Genomic DNA, 15,972 nt, shown 5'->3' with positions numbered 1-15,972 from the left:
CCAGCGACAACCCCATTTTCTGAGAAGGCATCGACCATGATTATCGTGCATCACCTGAACAACTCCCGTTCCCAGCGGATTCTCTGGTTGCTGGAAGAACTGGCCATCCCTTACGAGCTGAAACGCTATCAGCGCGACCCGAAGACCAACCTGGCACCGCCCGAATTGAAAGCGATCAATGCCCTGGGTAAATCACCGGTCATCGAAGACGGCGCGCAGAAGCTGATCGAGTCCGCCGCGATCATCGACTACCTGATCCGCCGTCATGGCGACGGTCACCTGCAACCCGATCCGTCCACCCCCGCCTATGACGAATACGTGCAGTGGCTGCATTTCGCCGAAGGCTCGGCGATGTTGCCGCTGATGTTGAACCTGTACGTGGGACGCCTCGGTGAAGCCGGCACGCCGTTGCATCCGCGGATCAATTCGGAGGTGGCCAACTACCTGGGTTACCTCGACACGGCTCTGAGCCAATCCGATTACCTGCTGGGCGATGAGTTCAGCGCCGCCGACATCCAGATGAGTTTTATCGGTGAGATCGCCAGAGCCCAAGGCAAGCTCGGCAACTATCCTCATATAGCGGTCTGGATTGAACGCTTTCAGGCTCGCCCTGCCTATCAAGCTGCTCTGCAAAAAGGTGGGAAATACGATTTCGCCCCCCACTGAGTGATCACGCCTGGGCCAGGGATGGCCTGCACCTCAGGAGCTATCAACATGCCCTTGATCGAACTGCACGCCGCCCACCGCGACGAACTGGAAACGATTGAAAACCTAATGCAGTTCTACATGTATGACTTCAGCGAGTGGCTGCCGCTGAAGCTCGGTGAGCATGGCTTCTTCAATGCCCAGCCCAAACCGGGTTACTGGCGCAACCCCGCAACCAGGCCGTTTCTGATCAAGGTCGACGGAGAATTGGCCGGTTTCGTGACGGTGGATGACGAAACCCATCTTCACGGCGCCGAGTACAACATCGGCTACTTCTTTGTCAGTCGACGCTTTCGTGGCCAAGGTGTGGCGAAGTTTGTCGTTTCCACCCTCTTGAGCCGGTTCCCCGGTCAATGGCAAATTTTCCATCTCGACGCGAATCAGCCTGCGCGGCGGTTCTGGGCCCGGGTCCTGGCCGATCTCACCCATGGCGAGTTCACCCCGCATCAGCTGCCGATAGACGGTTATCCCTGCACCGTTTACCGATTCCAGACATCGTTGCCATCGTCCTGACTGGCGCTTTCCGATTCCGCTTTTTAATTCCAAACGACTTTGTCCGACAATATGTAGTGACCAAAAATAATCACTACAAAACCGTTGACGCCTCCGATTTGCCCTTGCATGATGCAGACGTCTCCCCGATCGGGAGAACAGGCAACACGTTTGAGCAAGCTCGTCTGACCGCCGAGCTGTTTTTCCCGGATACACGCTGCCCACAAGGCAGATTGAAGAAGCTGACCTGGCCTGAACGTCCAGTACAAGGACGAGAAGCGCTGGCGATCAATCCTCATGAAGCTTGTGGCCGACCCTGAAAACGTCGGCAGTGGCCAGAAGGTTTTCGCCGTTTCTCCTCGTTGTGACGCTATTGCGTAGCAGTTATTCAACACGACTACATGCAACAGACGCGGGACCCCGTCATTTTGGCGGCTGACCGCTGACGTCCTGGTTTCGGTGCCAGGGATCAACTAACCGATGGGCTACCTGTATTAGCGAATCAACTTTGAAAGATCACCAAATGGTCAAGGGGCTTACTATGAATCTGAACAATCAACCCACTTTCGATGAACTGGCTCACCTGTTCGCTGCGCAAAAAGACAGCCATGACAGCCATATTCTGTGGATCAGCAAGTCGGGCCAGGTGCATATCGACTGCCTGTCGCCTCATGCCCATGAAGCGGAGTTCGACAAGAACAACCAGAACCTGCTCGCCCGACTGAAGATGTACCGTCGCGGCCAAGGCTATGTCGGCAAGAAAGCCGCGGCTGACAAGGACTTCATCGGTAATGTTCTGCAAACGCTGAAACAGGCATGGGCCTCGATGCAGAATCAGAGCGAAGTTCGGGTGATTGATCGGTTCTACTGATACCTCCACACCCCATCCATAAAAAGGCCCCGCTCGTCATATCGAGCGGGGCCTTTTTGTTTGTCTCGTGCGCACCAAACAACGCTATCGTTAACCGTGTGCACTGGATCATTGGAGGTTTGTGATGAACATACATCTGACAGGCTTGCTGTTGCTCGTAATGGCCAGTGCTGCCCATGCAAACAGCATCACCGGCGTTCCGTTGTTCGATGCGGACTGCCCCGGCAAAATCATCGTCCACGCGGATCAGGACGGACCGGTGTTGATCAACAGCAAGGAAGCCGAGACCAGAGCCCTTGACGATCGCCGTTTCGAAGCCAGGGGTTCGGGCGTCGTCATCTCGATCCTCCTCGCCGATGACGATTCGGTCACGGTGTCCTCTACGGGCAAGGCACCCAATGGTGTGTGCCAATTAATAGAAGACTGATGCCGTCGACTCACCTGCAGCCGCACCCAACACCAGTTCCATAAAAGCCTTCGACGCGGCACTGTGATAGTTGTTTTTGCGTCGGAGCAGCGCGGCCCCTCGTTTGGGCGCCTCCCCCAACAACGGGATTTTGCGCAACGCCCGGTCTTCGGTGGCAATGGGCTCCGGAAGGATGGTGGCGATGGCCGTGTGCCGAATGACTTCCAGCAAGGTGCTCACCGAGTTGACCTCGATCACCACCTTCGGCGTGATCTGCTCCTGAGCAAAGTACTCATCAATGCGGGTGCGGGTAACGAAGTCCGGTGCCAGCAGCGCAAACTCCAGCTGCGCGACCTCTTGCGCGGACAACCCGACCTGGCTTTCGTATAACGGGTGATCGCGCCCCACCATGACGCCCAAGGTCTCGGTAAACGCCGGGATCGACTCGATGTCGGCATTTCTGACCTGGGTAAACGCGATGGCGATATCCAGTGAGTCATCCACCAGCCCGGCCTCGATGTCATCCATCGACAGCTCGAAAATCTGTAGATGGATGTTCGGATACCGCGCCACGTAATCGCGCACCAGCGGCCCCACCAGGTACGCCATGAACGTTGGGGTCATGGCCAGTCGCAAGGTGCCGCGGGATAAATCCTTCACGTCATGCAGCGCACGTTTGCCTGCCTCCAGTTCCACCAGCACCCGACGAGCACACTCGATGTAGGCCTCTCCCGCATCGGTGGGTTTCACCGTGCGCGAGGTTCGGTCGAACAGACTGACACCCAGGGTTTCTTCCAGTTGCCGGATCTGTTGGGACAGGGTCGGCTGCGAAACGTGAAGCGCCTCGGCGGCGCGGGTGAAACCGCCGTGGTCGGCAACCGCCAGCAAATAGCGCAAATGTCGGAGCAACATGAGTAATCACCATCTATAGGCTGTGCTTATGCACTGCATTGTACATCGGTCTTGGACGCTATGGATCGATCAGCAGAAGATTGCTCCACACCCAAGCAACATCACTCCCGACAGGAGAAACACCATGCAACAATCCCACGCTTACAACGACCCAAGCCTGGCCCTGACCACGTCGATCCTCGATGCAAAAGCGCGCAAAAACCTGTCCTGGCAGGACCTGACCGACGGCACCGGTCTCGGCCTGGCCTACGTCACTGCCGCCCTGCTCGGTCAGCACCCGCTGCCGGAAAGCGCCGCCAAAGTGATTGGCGAGAAACTGGACCTGGACGCCGACACCGTGGCCCGCCTGCAGATCATCCCGTTGCGCGGCAGCCTCTCGGGTGTCCCAACCGATCCGACCATCTACCGCTTCTACGAAATGATCCAGATTTACGGCACCACCTTGAAAGCCCTGGTTCATGAGCAATTCGGCGACGGCATCATCAGTGCGATCAACTTCAAGCTCGACATGAAGAAAGTCGAAGACCCGGAAGGCGGCTCCCGCGCAGTGATTACCCTCGACGGCAAGTTCCTGCCGCTGCGTCCTTTCTAAGTGGATGACAGGCGAGTCGAATTTCCGCCTGTGACACGCGATCCCCTGTAGCAGCTGCCGAGCTCGCGAGGCTGCGTTCGAGCCGGGGTCGCGCTCGACCGAAGTCCTCGCAGACCCAGGCGACTGCTGCGCAGCCGAACGCAGCCTCGCGGGCTCGGCAGCTGCTACAAAATAATCATTCGATTCACACACGAGGAAGTCGCCATGAAAGCGCTCATCGAAGGTTTTTTAAAGTTTCAGAAAGAAGCCTTTCCGCAACGGACCGACCTGTTCAAGCACCTGGCCACCACCCAGCATCCGGGCACGCTGTTCATCACCTGTTCCGACAGCCGTGTCGTGCCGGAACTGCTGACCCAACAAGAACCCGGTGAACTGTTTGTGATCCGCAATGCCGGCAACATCGTGCCCTCCTACAGCCCTCACCCCGGCGGTGTGTCGGCCACGGTCGAATATGCGGTCGCAGTGCTCGGCGTCACCGATATTGTGATCTGCGGGCACTCGGACTGCGGCGCCATGACCGCCGTCGCCAAGTGCAAATGCATGGACCACCTGCCCGCCGTCAGCGGCTGGTTGCAGCACGCCGAGTCAGCGAAAGTCATCAACGAATCCCGCCCTCACGCCAATGACGCGGCGAAGGTGAGCTCAATGGTTCGGGAGAATGTCATCGCGCAACTGGCCAATATCCAGACGCATCCGAGCGTACGCCTGGCTCAGGAGAAAGGCCTGTTGAATTTGCATGGTTGGGTTTATGACATCGGGACCGGTTCGGTCGACGCCCTGGATGCCGACAGCCACCGTTTTGTGGCGCTCGCCGAGTATCCGGACACCTGCGCCCTTCAAGCACGATCCATAGAAGCAGCAGCCTGAAGCGTGTATCCATTGGCATCGAGACGATCGACGCAGCGCTCCCGGCTCACGGGAGCGCTGCACTGACACGATCGACTGGGTTATTTATCGTCGATCTTTGTTGACGATTGTGGCCGATTCTCAGGGGCCTCTTCAGCGTTGGGTGGTTCTGGAATGCTGCCTGGCGTGAACACGTGAGTCAGCAAGTCTTTGGCATCGACTTCGACGACCCCCTGAACCGAACGGGCCAGAGCAACAGCCTGCTCACACTGTTTATGGGTGTTGACGCGACCGCTCAATGCCACCGTGCCCCCGTGGGTTTTGACATGGATTTGCAGTCCAAGGCTGGGTTCAGCCATTGCCAGGGCTGACTTCACCCTCGCGGTAATCCACGTGTCGTGAACGCCCCTTTCCAGATCATGAGAGTATTGTTGAAAGGAATGAAGTTTCATGGTGTAACCCTCTCTCCGTCATCGGATGCACTGCCCGTCCATTGGCTGTGCAGCCTTGACTCTCAGGCGAGCGTTATGGACATCTGATACGTTTTGGAGTGCTCGCCACGCCCATACAGACGCACATTAAGTATAGTGCGGCCGTTGACTGGGGTCGTGGTGCTGGATCAGCGTTTGACCGACAGATCCGTCTGGGTCATGCGACTGCGGATCGTGAACACCCCATCTCCCGAGAGAATCGCACTGCGAGCAAACAGACGACCGCTCTCCCAGTTCGAAAGCCCCAGTTCCGGCTTGTTCAGCGCGTACTGTCCGTCGACCCAGCGGGTAATCCCGTTGCCGACAAAAGGTGCGTTGACCGCGTTGTAGAAGCGTTCCTGAGCCGCGGCATCTTCACTGATCAACGACACGGTGAATTGCGGGCTATAGCGATTGAACAACGCGATGGCGCTGTCCAGGTCATCGACAATCTTCAGGCTGACTTCCGGGGTTTCTTCCCATTCCCACTCGCGGCCCAACTGATCCTCGGGCAGCGGTTCGGCCAACGCTTCGGTTCGATAGCCTTCGGCGCGGTACACCTCAACGCTGGCAGTCTGCCAATCGGTCGGCAAGTACGGCTCGCTGCCTTCGACGATGTGCAATTTGCAGCCCTGCCCGCGTGCGGTGCCAGCCTGTTGCAGCGCGTCGAGGAACAGCGGCAGCAATTGCGCAACACGGTCACGGTGAATCAGGCAGACGTTCATCGTGTTGCAGACTTTGCGATCCAGCGAGTTGCGCACTACCGCGGCAAAGCGCTTGGCATTGGCGTCCTTGTCGGCGATCAACCAGGCGCCACCGGTGCCGTGCAGGCTGACGGCGGTGCCGGCCTGCTGGGCGATGCTGCCCAATTGACTGACAGCGCGACCCGAACCACGGGCCACCGCCAGCGACAGACGCCGGTCGGCGAACATCGCCCAACCGGCCGCGTGATTGACGCTTTCCACCAGCGACACCGCGCCGGTCGGCAACCCGGCGTCGCTCAGTGCCGGATTCAGCGCGTGGGTGACGATGGCTTGCGCCGTGCCCAACGCATCGCTACCAATGCGCAACACCGCCGTGTTACCCGTACGCAACACACCGGCGGCGTCGGCGAAGACGTTCGGTCGCCCTTCGAAGACGAACGCGACGATGCCGAGCGGCGAGACCACTTGCTCGACTTTCCAACCGTCATGCTCGATGCAACTGACCACTTTGCCGCGCGTGGCCGACGCATCGCGCCAGGCCCTGAGGCCGGCGATCATGTCGCGGCGCATGCGTTCATCCGCCAGAAGCCGCGTGGTGGAACGTCCACGGGCCTTGGCCCGCTCGATGTCGGCCAGGTTGGCGGCTTCGATCAAGGCCCAGCAGTCAGGGTTTTCCAGGCGTTGGGCGAAGCGATCAAAGAACTCGCTGATGGCTTGATCGGAGACCGCGGCCATTGCGCTGAACGCCGCTTCGGCACGCTCGATTGCAATGGCCGCCGCTTGCTGGTCAGCCACCGGAATCAGCAACAATTCGCCGCTGACCTGCTCCACCAGCAAATGGTCCCCGGGCTGAAAACGCGCGGCCAATTCGGGGCTGACCACAGAGACACGATTCCCGGCGAAAGGGATAGGCGTGCCAGCGACTAGACGTTCGAGCGCAAGAGACATGAAGCGGTTTCACCATGCTGTGGGCGGCCGGAAAATGTATAGGAAAATCCCTGGAGCGTCATTAACCGCACGCCTGACCGGTGATCGAAAACCCGGCGGCCCGGCACACGGCCCTCCTACGCTAAAAGAGGTACACGCAGCCGGGTCGAAGCGTTGCCGCGCTGACCCGGTCTAGAACACCGACCAGCCAATCCGCTGACTCAGCAACTCCAGCGCGGCCATGCCCGCGAGGGAGTTGCCGGCGGTGTTCAACTCCGGCGACCAGACGCACACCGTGAATTGCCCCGGCACCACCGCGACAATCCCCCCGCCCACGCCGCTCTTGCCGGGCAAACCGACGCGATAGGCAAAATTGCCGGCTTCATCGTAGAGGCCGCTGGTGGCCATGATCGAGTTGACTTGCTGGGTCTGGCGGGCGGTTAGAATCTGTTCACCGCTGTGCTTGCAGAAACCGTCATTGGCCAGAAAACAGAACGCCCGCGCCAGATCCACGCAGCTCATGCGCAGGGCACAATGGCTGAAGTAACTGCGCAGTACCGCTTCGACGTCGTTGTGGAAATTGCCGAAAGACTGCATCAGATAAGCCATCGCCGCGTTGCGCGCACGATGCTGGTATTCGGACTCGGCGACCTTGCCGTCCACCATGACTTGCGGGTTGCCGGACAGCCGACGGACAAAATCGCGCATGGACAGGGCCGGCGCGGCAAAGCGTGACTGGTTGATGTCGCAGATCACCAGCGCACCGGCATTGATGAAGGGATTGCGCGGGCGTCCGCGCTCAAACTCCAGTTGCACCAGCGAATTGAACGGCTGGCCGGAAGGCTCGTGACCCAGGCGTTTCCAAATGGCTTCGCCGGAGTGTCCGATGGCCTGCACCAGGCTGAACACCTTGGAAATACTCTGCACCGAGAACAGCGTATGGGCATCGCCGGCGCAATACAGTTCGCCGTCATTGCCATACACCGCGATGCCCAACTGATCGGCCGGCACCGAACCGAGGGCGGGAATGTAGTCAGCCACCTTGCCCTGGCCGATCAGGGGACGTACTGCGTCAAGGATCTCGTTCAACAGCGCTTGCATGCCGGGTTCCGAAGTCTCGCCCCATGGGATTGTGGGGACACAGACGCTAGACGCCAGCGGTCGAGGCCGGATCACATGCCACCGGCTCTCTGTAGCAGCTGTCGAGCCCCAGCGAGGCTGCGTTCTAGCTGAGCAATTTCAGGGTTACGTATCACAGTGTGTACAGCCCCGCCCCCGACACACCCCGCCTCTAAAACCCCACGCCAAAGACACATCGCAGATACACCTGCTTGATGAACTGTGCCTGTCGATTGGCCACGCCGATCAGAGCGCTCAACTCACTCAATGCTACGGAGTATCACCATGTTCAAACTCTCGACTTCTTCTTTGACCCTCGGCCTGATCATCGCTGGCGGCCTGGCCCTGTCCAACGCGGCTTCAGCCTCTGAGTCCGAGGCGTTCAGCATGAAACAACTGGCCCACGGCTACAGCCAGGTCCAGGCCGACTCGGCAGAAAAACCGGCGGAAGGCAAATGTGGCGAAGGCAAGTGCGGCGCCGGCGAGTAACCCAATGTGTGGGGCACCGCGGTGCCCCTCCTCCCTCACTGAACGGAGATCAAGCCCATGTCCACCTCACTCTCTTCGGCTGTGAAAGGCCTGCACCTGAACCTCGACCGTGCCGGTAGCTGGATTGCGCCGCTGACCCTGCGGGTGTTCCTTGCCTGGGAGTTCTTCGAATCAGGCCTGGAAAAATTCAATGGCGAAAACTGGTTTGCCGATATTCAGGACAGCTTCCCGTTCCCCTTCAACCACGTGCCGGCCACGCTGAACTGGGACCTGTCGATGTGGGCCGAACTGATCTGCGCCCTGGCCATACTGGTCGGCCTGGGAACGCGGATCTCGGCAATCATTTTGATCGTGGTCACGGTCGTCGCGACCGCCGTCGTTCACTGGCCGGCCGATTGGTCTACATTGAGTGAGCTTGCCCAGGGTTACGCCATCAGCAACAAGGGTCACGGCAACTTCAAACTGCCGCTGATCTACCTCGCGGCCTTTATGCCGCTGTTGCTCTCGGGTGCCGGCAAGCTCAGCCTCGATGCGCTGCTGGCTCGAGTCTTCTGGCGCCGCGATAACCGCTGAAACGCCAGGGACTCGATACGTCAAGAACCCAGCATCGACGACTTACAGCCCCAACAAGCTTCACCCCACTCACATGCGAAGAAAGGAGCCACCATGAGCGTGACCACCCAATGGATCGAGATCGACAGCGCCGACGGAAAATTCGGCGCTTACCTGGCCATTCCGCACACCCGCAAAGGCCCGGGGATCGTGTTGATCCAGGAAATCTTTGGCGTGAATGAACACATCCGCTCGGTCGCCGAACAATACGCTGCCGACGGTTACCTGGTGATTGCACCGGACCTGTTCTGGCGCAGCGGCCACCGCATCGAACTGACCTACGACGAGGCCGGTTGGAAACGCGCCGTCGAGTTGATGAACACCACCGACATCAGCAAGGCACAGACCGACATCGAACTGGCCATCGACGCCTTGAAAGCCCAGCCGGGTCTGGACGGCGGCATCGCCTCGATTGGTTACTGCTTCGGTGGTTTGCTCTCGTACCACACCGCCGCCAATGGACTGGTGGACGTGGCCATCGCCTATTACGGCGGCGGAATCCAGAATCAGCTGGACCGGGCCGATGAAATCGAAGTGCCGCTGCTGATGCACTTCGGTGAACAGGACAGCCACATCCCACTGGAAGCCGTGGAGAAAATCGCTGAGCGTTTCGATACCAACGATAACGTCGAAATTGTCGTGTATCCGGAAGCCGAACATGGCTTCAACTGCTCGCATCGCGACAGCTACAACCAGCGCGCAGCGGTTGAGGCACATGGCAACACGCTGATCTTTTTGGGTATGGAACTGTAAGGCCAGGCGAGCAAAAGGGGACTTCCAGAGTCCCCTTTTTTGTATCTGCCGTTTAACGACTGATTTCTTCCACAGTATCGGTCACCGCCAGTTTCGGATGCGCACTGCGCTCATGCACATGGGCTGTCGGTGTGCGGTCGATCAGCAGGCTCAACAGTTCTGGACGGCTGTAGTGACCGCGCGAATCCATCATGCGTTTGCGCTTGTCGATCAGGCCCATGTCGAGGTCGACGATCACCTCGCCTTCGCCTTCGCCTTCGGTCAGCGAGCCCAGCACTACGCCGTCCGGGCTGATGATCGCGGTAAAGCAACCACCGAAAATGGGGCAGCCGGTATCGGCCATGATTTGCGCCTGTTGCTCAGGGTTCAGCCAGGCCGTGGAGTTGACCACGAAGCACGCCGATTCCAGCGCGTGTTGACGAATGTTGACTTCCATTTGCGAGGTAAACAGCGGGCCAGCAAACGACCCTGGGTACATCGAGGCGAGGATCTGTTCGCCGTCGGCCATCAAGGCGTAACGGGCCAGCGGGTTGTAATGTTCCCAGCACGCCAGTTGGCCGATGCGCCCTACCGCGCTGTCGCTGCGACGCGCAGCGGAAAAGTCCCGCACGCTTGCACTGCAACGGCTCGACGCCTATCTGCTGCAAACACCCGAAACGACGCCTTGCTACACCAAGTTCAAGATGATCCGCGAGCGGGCCGCGACGTTCAATACCGGCTCGTTCTCACACTACGCGGAAGACCCGCTGATCCGGGCGCTACTGCTGTCGCTGACCGGTATCGGCGGCTCGGCCATTGTCGATGCGTTGAACTATGCGAAGTTCTAGCAGCAACGGGTATTACATTTCCCACGGCCGAAACGGGCCTCCTGACGCTCACGGAAAAACGCCGAATAGCTCATGACCGGTTCGCCGGGACGATTGAGCGCCATTTGCGCAACGTAGTTATCGTAATCGGGCACGCCGACCATCAAACGCGCGCTCTGGCTGAGGAACTTCGCGACATGCTGCAGTTTGCGGTACATGGCAATTCTCTCTATGAGTGTGGGGCTGGCCCATGAAACCGCACTGATGTATCTGCAATGTGTCAGCACCGGGGCGCTTTGTATGTTCAAGTATCAAACGCATCGATGCTCAACGCCCGGCTCGTTCTCACGCTAGGCTGAAGAGTAACGACATCGTGAAAGGAGGCGTTTGAGATGCAACTCATCACGTTGAAAATCGATAAACCGGAAGCGACGAACTTCATTTTGGGTCAGACCCACTTCATCAAGTCCGTCGAGGACATCCACGAAGCGTTGGTCAATGCCGTGCCAGGTATCCGCTTTGGCGTGGCCTTTTGCGAAGCTTCCGGCAAATGCCTGGTGCGCTGGTCCGGCACCGATACCGCCATGATCGAACTGGCCCGGAGCAATGCCCAAGCCATCGGCGCAGGCCATAGCTTCATCATTTTCCTCGACGATGGCTTCTATCCCGTAAACGTGTTGAACGCCGTCAAAATGGTTCCAGAGGTGTGCCGAATTTTTTGTGCAACGGCCAATCCGACTGAAGTGATTCTCGCCGAGACGGACCAAGGGCGAGCGATTCTGGGCGTGGTGGATGGCTACTGTGCCCGTGGCATTGAAGGCGAGGAAGACATCCTGTGGCGCAAGAACCTGTTGCGGCAGATCGGCTACAAACTTTGAGCACCTTCCGTTATCTGACGCAGATCGACGAGGTCGAGCAGCTGATCAGCAGCAGTCGGGCAACCCCTAAAGGCCTGATTCGCGTCAACGCTTCGCTGGGATTCGGTCGGCGCTATATCGGCCCCGCCCTGGGCGCGTTCTTCGCGCAATACCCGGAGGTGGAAATACAGCTGGAAATCAGCGACCACCCGCTCGACCTGACGACTCACGGGTTTGACCTGGGTATTCGTTTCGGCACGCTGCCGGACGCCGCCTTACATGCCCGAAAGATCGCCTCCAATCGCCGTCTGTTATGCGCCTCGTCGCTGTACCTGGAACAACATGGCGTGCCCAACACCTGGCGGATTTACAGCAACACAACTACATCTTCCTGCGGCAAAACGAAACGCCCAACGGCGTGTGGCGTTTCACCAACGGTGGGCGCACGCAAAACATCAAAGTGCGCGGCGCGTTAGGCTGCAACGACGGTGAAGTGGCCCTGAACTGGGCGCTGGAAGGATACGGCATTTTGCTGCGGGCCGAATGGGACATCGCTCGTTACGTGCGCATTGGTCGCTTGCGCCTGGTGCTGGAGGATCAGACCCCCACCCGCGCCGATGTCTACGCCGTGTATCCGCAACAGTTGCACCTGTCGGCGCGGGTACGCAGCCTGATCGATTTTCTGGTCGAGCGCTTCAAGCACATCGATCATCTGGAGGAACCGGAATCTACGCACGACTGAACAGGGTTGGTGGGCGTCAGCTCACGGAGCTGCCGGTGGTCGTTGCATTTCGCTTGTCACCGGCGTTTGACTAAGCTGAACAAATCGGTACGAACTGAAACCCAAGTGATAGCGGCCATCAGCGGATCTGGGTGGGTATCAAGACGGTAAATCACAAAGGAGACGACTATGTATGCGGTCATACGAACCTACTCAGGTCCTGGTGCAAAGCAGCTTTTCGATGTTTTAGAAAAGCAAAAGGCCGACGTCGAAGCTGCCCTCCGGAAAGTGGCTGGCCTGGCAAGCTACACACTGCTACCTCTCAGTGATGGCGGTATGTCGGTGACTGTTTGCACGGACAAGGCCGGCACCGATGAGAGCATGAAAGTCGCTCGCGACTGGATTCAGAAAAACGCCTCGCACATCCACGCGAACCCGCCAGTCGTCACGGAAGGCCCGGTCATTGTGCAGATCAATTAGCGCGCCCCTTGCGTTCGCGTGAACATTTTTACCTGCTTGTGCAGCAGGAATTGGGAAGGAGTCTAATATTGAAATGCCATAGATCGGTCCACCCCCTATCTGCGAAATGATGCGAGGGACCGTTGGCAGGCAGGCAGGCGGCTTTGGAGCCAATATCGGACCGGTGCTGGCTAAATAGATTTCAACTTGGAGGGAGCCATGAGCAATCTCATCGCCAGCGGCGAGCCACCTGAAGCCGTCCGCCTCATGGTCAAGGTTTATGCCTACTTGCTGCTCGCAGGATTTGCGTTTGTTCCGGCCTATCTGATTGGCTACTTGTACGTCTTTCAAGACCCCACCCTTATATTCGAGAATCACCTGTTCCATATCATTGCGATCACGGCAGCCACCTTGGCGGGCCTGTTTGTTACTTACGTAACGTGGCGCTGCTATCAGTCATCGGGAGATCCGCTGCTGCGATGGATGACGCTTGGTTTTCTCGGTTTTGTACTGATCTACGCGTTGCATGGCGCGTTCACCGGGCAAGCGCACCACAATATCTGGCTCTTCCTGCTTTATGGACCGGCCTCCCGACTGGTCATGTCGATTCTGCTGTTAGTCGGAATGCTGTCGTACCACCGCCCACCCGATGCAGCGGACCAACGAATGAAGGCCCGCCCGTGGTTGACCTGGATAGGACTGTTCCTGTTGGTTGACGTGGCAGTGGCGTACGTCGCGAATTCACCGATCGCCGGCAATCTCGCGGTGCGCCTCTCGATGGAAAGTGGTGCCCTCATTCTTTCCACATTGACCGTGGCAATACTCCTGCTGCGCCGTATCCGTTCGCCGTTGATGATGATTTTTGTCATCTCGGTCACCGCGTTCGCGCTGTCATCGCTTGCCTTCATCCTTGCACGTCCGTGGAACCACATGTGGTGGCTCGCTCATGCGATCTTCGCCGGTGGATTCTTCATGTTGAGCTATGGAGTCGTGCAAGCGTTTCTCACCACGCGGTCGTTCTCGAAGATTTACAGCCAAGAGGAGTTGATGGTGCGTCTTGCCGAAGCGATGGCGTATACCGAGAGCGCCCTGCAGGAACTCCAGCGCACCAATCAAGAGCTCGGGCACCTTGCGGCGACCGATCCACTGACTGGCGCTGATAATCGGCGTCGGTTCATGGAGCGGGTCGAAGTCGAAATGGGCCGGACCAAGCGCGGCGGTGAGCCGTTCTCCGTGTTGGCACTCGATCTGGATAATTTCAAGTCCATCAACGATCGCTTCGGGCATCAGGTTGGCGACGACATCCTGAAAGATTTCGTGGAGAAATGCCTCGATTCGATCCGGCCGTATGACGGCGTAGCCCGAGTGGGCGGGGAAGAGTTCATGATTCTGCTACCTCAGACTTCACTTGAAGGCGCGCACGTAATCGCCGAGCGTCTGCGAAACACCGTTGCAAGTAATTCTTTTCATGGCCTGCAGCGGTTAACCGTGGTCACAGTGAGCATCGGCGTATCGCAATCCGGCCGCGACGGCGACACCATCGAGGCCATTCTGCGTACAGCTGATCAACGCCTGTATCACGCTAAACACGAAGGCCGTAACCGTGTGGTCACTACCATCAAGACCAGCCTCCAATCGCTGTGAAAGCGTCGGCACCGATACCCGGCTTTGCGCCACAGCATTGGGCGTTATTCGATCTCCGCATTCGGAGCGTTCCTTTCACGACGTACAGGCTGCGCCTGGCTTCGACCGACTATGCGATCTGCTGAGCATCAACCCGGCACATTGTGAGCAAGTCAGGCGCAATGGTGGTTATTTAGCTGTCCGGCACCAGGGCACGCATATCGGGTGCCTGGGCTAATAAAAGGGCCACTTTGGGCAAGGGGTGTTGATCGATTGTTGCCCATCGCGACAGGCAGCAATCGGCCAAAAGCTGCCTGTCGTGAGGGCCTGCAATCGACCACGTAAACGGACCTGCCGTCATATCGGTAGTAACTGAGTTGCTATCGAACCTGAATTTTTGCCTGGATCACCCACAACCCCAGAAAAGCCAGCACAGCGAAGCCCCCTCCCATCAAGAAGGTAGCCTGGTAGCCTACCGTATCCCACAGCGCCCCCGCGATGACACTAGCCATCAGCAAGGCCAACCCAGTCAACAAATTGAACATGCCAAATGCCGTCCCACGCAGTTCAGCCGGCGCGCAATCGGCGATCAGGGCGGCGAATATCCCTTGGGTAAACCCCATGTGCAGCCCCCATAGAACGACGCCTGCGACCAGGCCACCGATGCCCGGCGCGAACGCCAGCGTCAGATCGGCAGCAATCAGCAATATCAGACCTGCACCGAGCACCGTCACGCGGCTGACACGATCCGACAATGCCCCGGCGGGATAGGCTGACAGCGAGTACGCCACTCCCATCAGGACAAGCACCGCGGGTGCCCACATCGGCGCCAGCCCAACGGTCTGGCCGCGCAGGATCAGAAAGGCTTCACTGAAGCGCGCCAGGGTGAACACCGCAGCGACACCCACCACCCACCAGTAACCAGCGCCCAGTCGGGCTAATTCCCGCCGGCTCAAAGGCGCACGCACCCGGTGCGTCCCTTCCACTTGTTTGGGCTCATGAACGAACACCAGCAGCACCGCGACGGCGAGGAAGGCCGGGATGACGGCCACCCAGAACACAGTCTGGAAGTGGTTCGCGGTTAGCCACATCAATCCGATCGCCAGCAACGGTCCCAGGAACGCACCCACGGTATCCAGAGTTTGCCGCAGGCCGAAAGCTGCCCCCCGTATCTCGGGCGGCGTGATGTCGGCTACCAACGCATCGCGCGGGGCGCCGCGAATACCTTTGCCAATGCGGTCGATAAAGCGAGCCCCGATCAGCCAGTCCAGCGAGCCCGCCAAAGGAAAGATCGGCTTGGACAGTGCCCCCAGTCCATAACCCAGCGCCGCGAGCAGTTTGCGCTTGCCCAATCGATCACTGAGCGCCCCGGAGAATACCTTGGTGATCGAGGCCGTAGCCTCGGCTATCCCTTCGATGAGCCCCACCGCCAGGACGGAGGTACCCAGTACTGTCACCATGTAGAGCGGCAGCAATGCATGGATCATCTCTGAGGAGATGTCCATCAGCATCGAGACGAAGCCTAGCGCCCAGATACCGCCAGGCATGGTGCGCCAGGCATTCCCGGTTGAGGTCTTCTGGATTGGCGCAGTAGTTGAAACATCGCCC

General features: G+C 58.7%; 18 protein-coding genes and 3 pseudogenes. 14 read left to right on the top strand and 7 right to left on the bottom strand.

The window, feature by feature from the left end; all coding sequences use genetic code 11:
* Positions 1 to 36: 36 nt before the first annotated feature.
* From QFW87_RS11465 to QFW87_RS11450, 4 genes are all read left to right on the top strand, one after another.
* The gene (locus QFW87_RS11465) at positions 37 to 666 is read left to right on the top strand and encodes a glutathione S-transferase (protein WP_283190542.1); all 630 of its coding nucleotides are present in this window, start codon (positions 37 to 39) and stop codon (positions 664 to 666) included.
* A gap of 48 nt (positions 667 to 714) precedes the next feature.
* On the top strand, positions 715 to 1,218 hold the full coding sequence (locus QFW87_RS11460; RefSeq protein ID WP_283190541.1) for a GNAT family N-acetyltransferase: 504 nt from the start codon (positions 715 to 717) through the stop codon (positions 1,216 to 1,218).
* Positions 1,219 to 1,738: 520 nt separating this feature from the next.
* Positions 1,739 to 2,068, top strand: coding sequence for a hypothetical protein (locus tag QFW87_RS11455; protein WP_283180538.1), 330 nt, complete (start codon positions 1,739 to 1,741; stop codon positions 2,066 to 2,068).
* 124 nt (positions 2,069 to 2,192) lie between these two features.
* On the top strand, positions 2,193 to 2,495 hold the full coding sequence (locus QFW87_RS11450; RefSeq protein ID WP_283190540.1) for a hypothetical protein: 303 nt from the start codon (positions 2,193 to 2,195) through the stop codon (positions 2,493 to 2,495).
* Here the strand turns inward: QFW87_RS11450 and cynR are convergent.
* Entirely contained in the window at positions 2,481 to 3,386 is a 906-nt protein-coding gene (gene cynR, locus QFW87_RS11445; protein ID WP_283190539.1) for a transcriptional regulator CynR, read from the bottom strand. The two genes, QFW87_RS11450 and cynR, sit on opposite strands and share 15 nt — an antisense overlap.
* Positions 3,387 to 3,510: 124 nt before the next feature.
* Here cynR and cynS point away from each other — a divergent pair, with 124 nt between their 5' ends.
* Positions 3,511 to 3,978 carry a cyanase gene (gene cynS, locus QFW87_RS11440; RefSeq protein ID WP_008043963.1) on the top strand — a complete coding sequence of 156 codons (468 nt, stop codon included), beginning with the start codon at positions 3,511 to 3,513 and terminating at the stop codon, positions 3,976 to 3,978.
* A gap of 204 nt (positions 3,979 to 4,182) precedes the next feature.
* Complete coding sequence (locus QFW87_RS11435; protein ID WP_283190538.1) at positions 4,183 to 4,845, top strand: carbonic anhydrase; 663 nt, start codon at positions 4,183 to 4,185, stop codon at positions 4,843 to 4,845.
* An 80-nt stretch (positions 4,846 to 4,925) separates the two neighbouring features.
* Here the strand turns inward: QFW87_RS11435 and QFW87_RS11430 are convergent, their stop codons facing one another.
* From QFW87_RS11430 to glsB, 3 genes are all read right to left on the bottom strand, one after another.
* On the bottom strand, positions 4,926 to 5,276 hold the full coding sequence (locus QFW87_RS11430) for a BON domain-containing protein (protein ID WP_283180542.1): 351 nt from the start codon (positions 5,274 to 5,276) through the stop codon (positions 4,926 to 4,928).
* A 167-nt stretch (positions 5,277 to 5,443) separates the two neighbouring features.
* A complete protein-coding gene (locus QFW87_RS11425; protein WP_283190537.1) occupies positions 5,444 to 6,946 on the bottom strand; it encodes an aldehyde dehydrogenase family protein in 1,503 nt (500 codons plus the stop codon).
* Positions 6,947 to 7,117: 171 nt separating this feature from the next.
* The gene (gene glsB / locus QFW87_RS11420) at positions 7,118 to 8,026 is read right to left on the bottom strand and encodes a glutaminase B (protein ID WP_283190536.1); all 909 of its coding nucleotides are present in this window, start codon (positions 8,024 to 8,026) and stop codon (positions 7,118 to 7,120) included.
* Between the two features lie 303 nt (positions 8,027 to 8,329).
* Between glsB and QFW87_RS11415 the strand changes: the two genes are divergently transcribed.
* From QFW87_RS11415 to QFW87_RS11405, 3 genes are all read left to right on the top strand, one after another.
* Complete coding sequence (locus QFW87_RS11415) at positions 8,330 to 8,533, top strand: hypothetical protein (RefSeq protein ID WP_283190535.1); 204 nt, start codon at positions 8,330 to 8,332, stop codon at positions 8,531 to 8,533.
* Between the two features lie 57 nt (positions 8,534 to 8,590).
* The gene (locus QFW87_RS11410; RefSeq protein ID WP_283190534.1) at positions 8,591 to 9,106 is read left to right on the top strand and encodes a DoxX family protein; all 516 of its coding nucleotides are present in this window, start codon (positions 8,591 to 8,593) and stop codon (positions 9,104 to 9,106) included.
* 93 nt (positions 9,107 to 9,199) lie between these two features.
* The gene (locus QFW87_RS11405) at positions 9,200 to 9,898 is read left to right on the top strand and encodes a dienelactone hydrolase family protein (protein WP_283180546.1); all 699 of its coding nucleotides are present in this window, start codon (positions 9,200 to 9,202) and stop codon (positions 9,896 to 9,898) included.
* Between the two features lie 52 nt (positions 9,899 to 9,950).
* On the opposite strand, the pseudogene QFW87_RS11400 reads toward QFW87_RS11405, so the two are convergent.
* Positions 9,951 to 10,478, bottom strand: a pseudogene (locus tag QFW87_RS11400) (nitrilase-related carbon-nitrogen hydrolase); the annotation flags it as partial.
* Here QFW87_RS11400 and QFW87_RS11395 point away from each other — a divergent pair.
* A pseudogene (locus QFW87_RS11395) lies at positions 10,468 to 10,725 on the top strand (hypothetical protein); the annotation flags it as partial. The pseudogenes QFW87_RS11400 and QFW87_RS11395 overlap by 11 nt on opposite strands.
* On the opposite strand, the gene QFW87_RS11390 reads toward QFW87_RS11395, so the two are convergent.
* Entirely contained in the window at positions 10,722 to 10,922 is a 201-nt protein-coding gene (locus QFW87_RS11390) for a CstA-like transporter-associated (seleno)protein (RefSeq protein WP_283190533.1), read from the bottom strand. The pseudogene QFW87_RS11395 and the gene QFW87_RS11390 sit on opposite strands and share 4 nt — an antisense overlap.
* Positions 10,923 to 11,096: 174 nt before the next feature.
* Between QFW87_RS11390 and QFW87_RS11385 the strand changes: the two genes are divergently transcribed.
* The 4 genes and pseudogenes from QFW87_RS11385 to QFW87_RS11370 all read left to right on the top strand — a co-directional run bounded on the left by QFW87_RS11385 (position 11,097) and on the right by QFW87_RS11370 (position 14,385).
* The gene (locus QFW87_RS11385) at positions 11,097 to 11,582 is read left to right on the top strand and encodes an adenosine-specific kinase (protein ID WP_283180548.1); all 486 of its coding nucleotides are present in this window, start codon (positions 11,097 to 11,099) and stop codon (positions 11,580 to 11,582) included.
* Positions 11,583 to 11,596: 14 nt separating this feature from the next.
* A pseudogene (locus QFW87_RS11380) lies at positions 11,597 to 12,303 on the top strand (LysR substrate-binding domain-containing protein); the annotation flags it as partial.
* A gap of 168 nt (positions 12,304 to 12,471) precedes the next feature.
* On the top strand, positions 12,472 to 12,762 hold the full coding sequence (locus QFW87_RS11375) for a hypothetical protein (protein WP_283180549.1): 291 nt from the start codon (positions 12,472 to 12,474) through the stop codon (positions 12,760 to 12,762).
* A 198-nt stretch (positions 12,763 to 12,960) separates the two neighbouring features.
* Positions 12,961 to 14,385: a GGDEF domain-containing protein gene (locus QFW87_RS11370; RefSeq protein ID WP_283190532.1), complete on the top strand. Its 1,425-nt coding sequence runs from the start codon at positions 12,961 to 12,963 to the stop codon at positions 14,383 to 14,385.
* Positions 14,386 to 14,744: 359 nt separating this feature from the next.
* Here QFW87_RS11370 and QFW87_RS11365 read toward each other — a convergent pair whose 3' ends face one another.
* Positions 14,745 to 15,911, bottom strand: a complete 1,167-nt coding sequence (locus QFW87_RS11365; protein WP_283190906.1) for an MFS transporter — start codon at positions 15,909 to 15,911, stop codon at positions 14,745 to 14,747.
* Between the last annotated feature and the right edge of the window lie 61 nt (positions 15,912 to 15,972).

It is taken from the genome of Pseudomonas sp. PMCC200344 (assembly GCF_030053095.1).
Lineage (GTDB): Bacteria > Pseudomonadota > Gammaproteobacteria > Pseudomonadales > Pseudomonadaceae > Aquipseudomonas > Aquipseudomonas svalbardensis.
This window is presented reverse-complemented; position numbering and strand designations above follow the sequence as displayed.

What these genes read in the sequence shown, in the direction of transcription:
- QFW87_RS11465 (WP_283190542.1), top strand. Translation starts at nt 37, where the DNA reads ATGATTATCGTGCATCACCTGAACAACTCCCGTTCCCAGCGGATTCTC.
- QFW87_RS11460 (WP_283190541.1), top strand. Translation starts at nt 715, where the DNA reads ATGCCCTTGATCGAACTGCACGCCGCCCACCGCGACGAACTGGAAACG.
- QFW87_RS11455 (WP_283180538.1), top strand. Translation starts at nt 1,739, where the DNA reads ATGAATCTGAACAATCAACCCACTTTCGATGAACTGGCTCACCTGTTC.
- QFW87_RS11450 (WP_283190540.1), top strand. Translation starts at nt 2,193, where the DNA reads ATGAACATACATCTGACAGGCTTGCTGTTGCTCGTAATGGCCAGTGCT.
- cynR (WP_283190539.1), bottom strand. Translation starts at nt 3,386, where the DNA reads ATGTTGCTCCGACATTTGCGCTATTTGCTGGCGGTTGCCGACCACGGC.
- cynS (WP_008043963.1), top strand. Translation starts at nt 3,511, where the DNA reads ATGCAACAATCCCACGCTTACAACGACCCAAGCCTGGCCCTGACCACG.
- QFW87_RS11435 (WP_283190538.1), top strand. Translation starts at nt 4,183, where the DNA reads ATGAAAGCGCTCATCGAAGGTTTTTTAAAGTTTCAGAAAGAAGCCTTT.
- QFW87_RS11430 (WP_283180542.1), bottom strand. Translation starts at nt 5,276, where the DNA reads ATGAAACTTCATTCCTTTCAACAATACTCTCATGATCTGGAAAGGGGC.
- QFW87_RS11425 (WP_283190537.1), bottom strand. Translation starts at nt 6,946, where the DNA reads ATGTCTCTTGCGCTCGAACGTCTAGTCGCTGGCACGCCTATCCCTTTC.
- glsB (WP_283190536.1), bottom strand. Translation starts at nt 8,026, where the DNA reads ATGCAAGCGCTGTTGAACGAGATCCTTGACGCAGTACGTCCCCTGATC.
- QFW87_RS11415 (WP_283190535.1), top strand. Translation starts at nt 8,330, where the DNA reads ATGTTCAAACTCTCGACTTCTTCTTTGACCCTCGGCCTGATCATCGCT.
- QFW87_RS11410 (WP_283190534.1), top strand. Translation starts at nt 8,591, where the DNA reads ATGTCCACCTCACTCTCTTCGGCTGTGAAAGGCCTGCACCTGAACCTC.
- QFW87_RS11405 (WP_283180546.1), top strand. Translation starts at nt 9,200, where the DNA reads ATGAGCGTGACCACCCAATGGATCGAGATCGACAGCGCCGACGGAAAA.
- QFW87_RS11390 (WP_283190533.1), bottom strand. Translation starts at nt 10,922, where the DNA reads ATGTACCGCAAACTGCAGCATGTCGCGAAGTTCCTCAGCCAGAGCGCG.
- QFW87_RS11385 (WP_283180548.1), top strand. Translation starts at nt 11,097, where the DNA reads ATGCAACTCATCACGTTGAAAATCGATAAACCGGAAGCGACGAACTTC.
- QFW87_RS11375 (WP_283180549.1), top strand. Translation starts at nt 12,472, where the DNA reads ATGTATGCGGTCATACGAACCTACTCAGGTCCTGGTGCAAAGCAGCTT.
- QFW87_RS11370 (WP_283190532.1), top strand. Translation starts at nt 12,961, where the DNA reads ATGAGCAATCTCATCGCCAGCGGCGAGCCACCTGAAGCCGTCCGCCTC.
- QFW87_RS11365 (WP_283190906.1), bottom strand. Translation starts at nt 15,911, where the DNA reads ATGCCTGGCGGTATCTGGGCGCTAGGCTTCGTCTCGATGCTGATGGAC.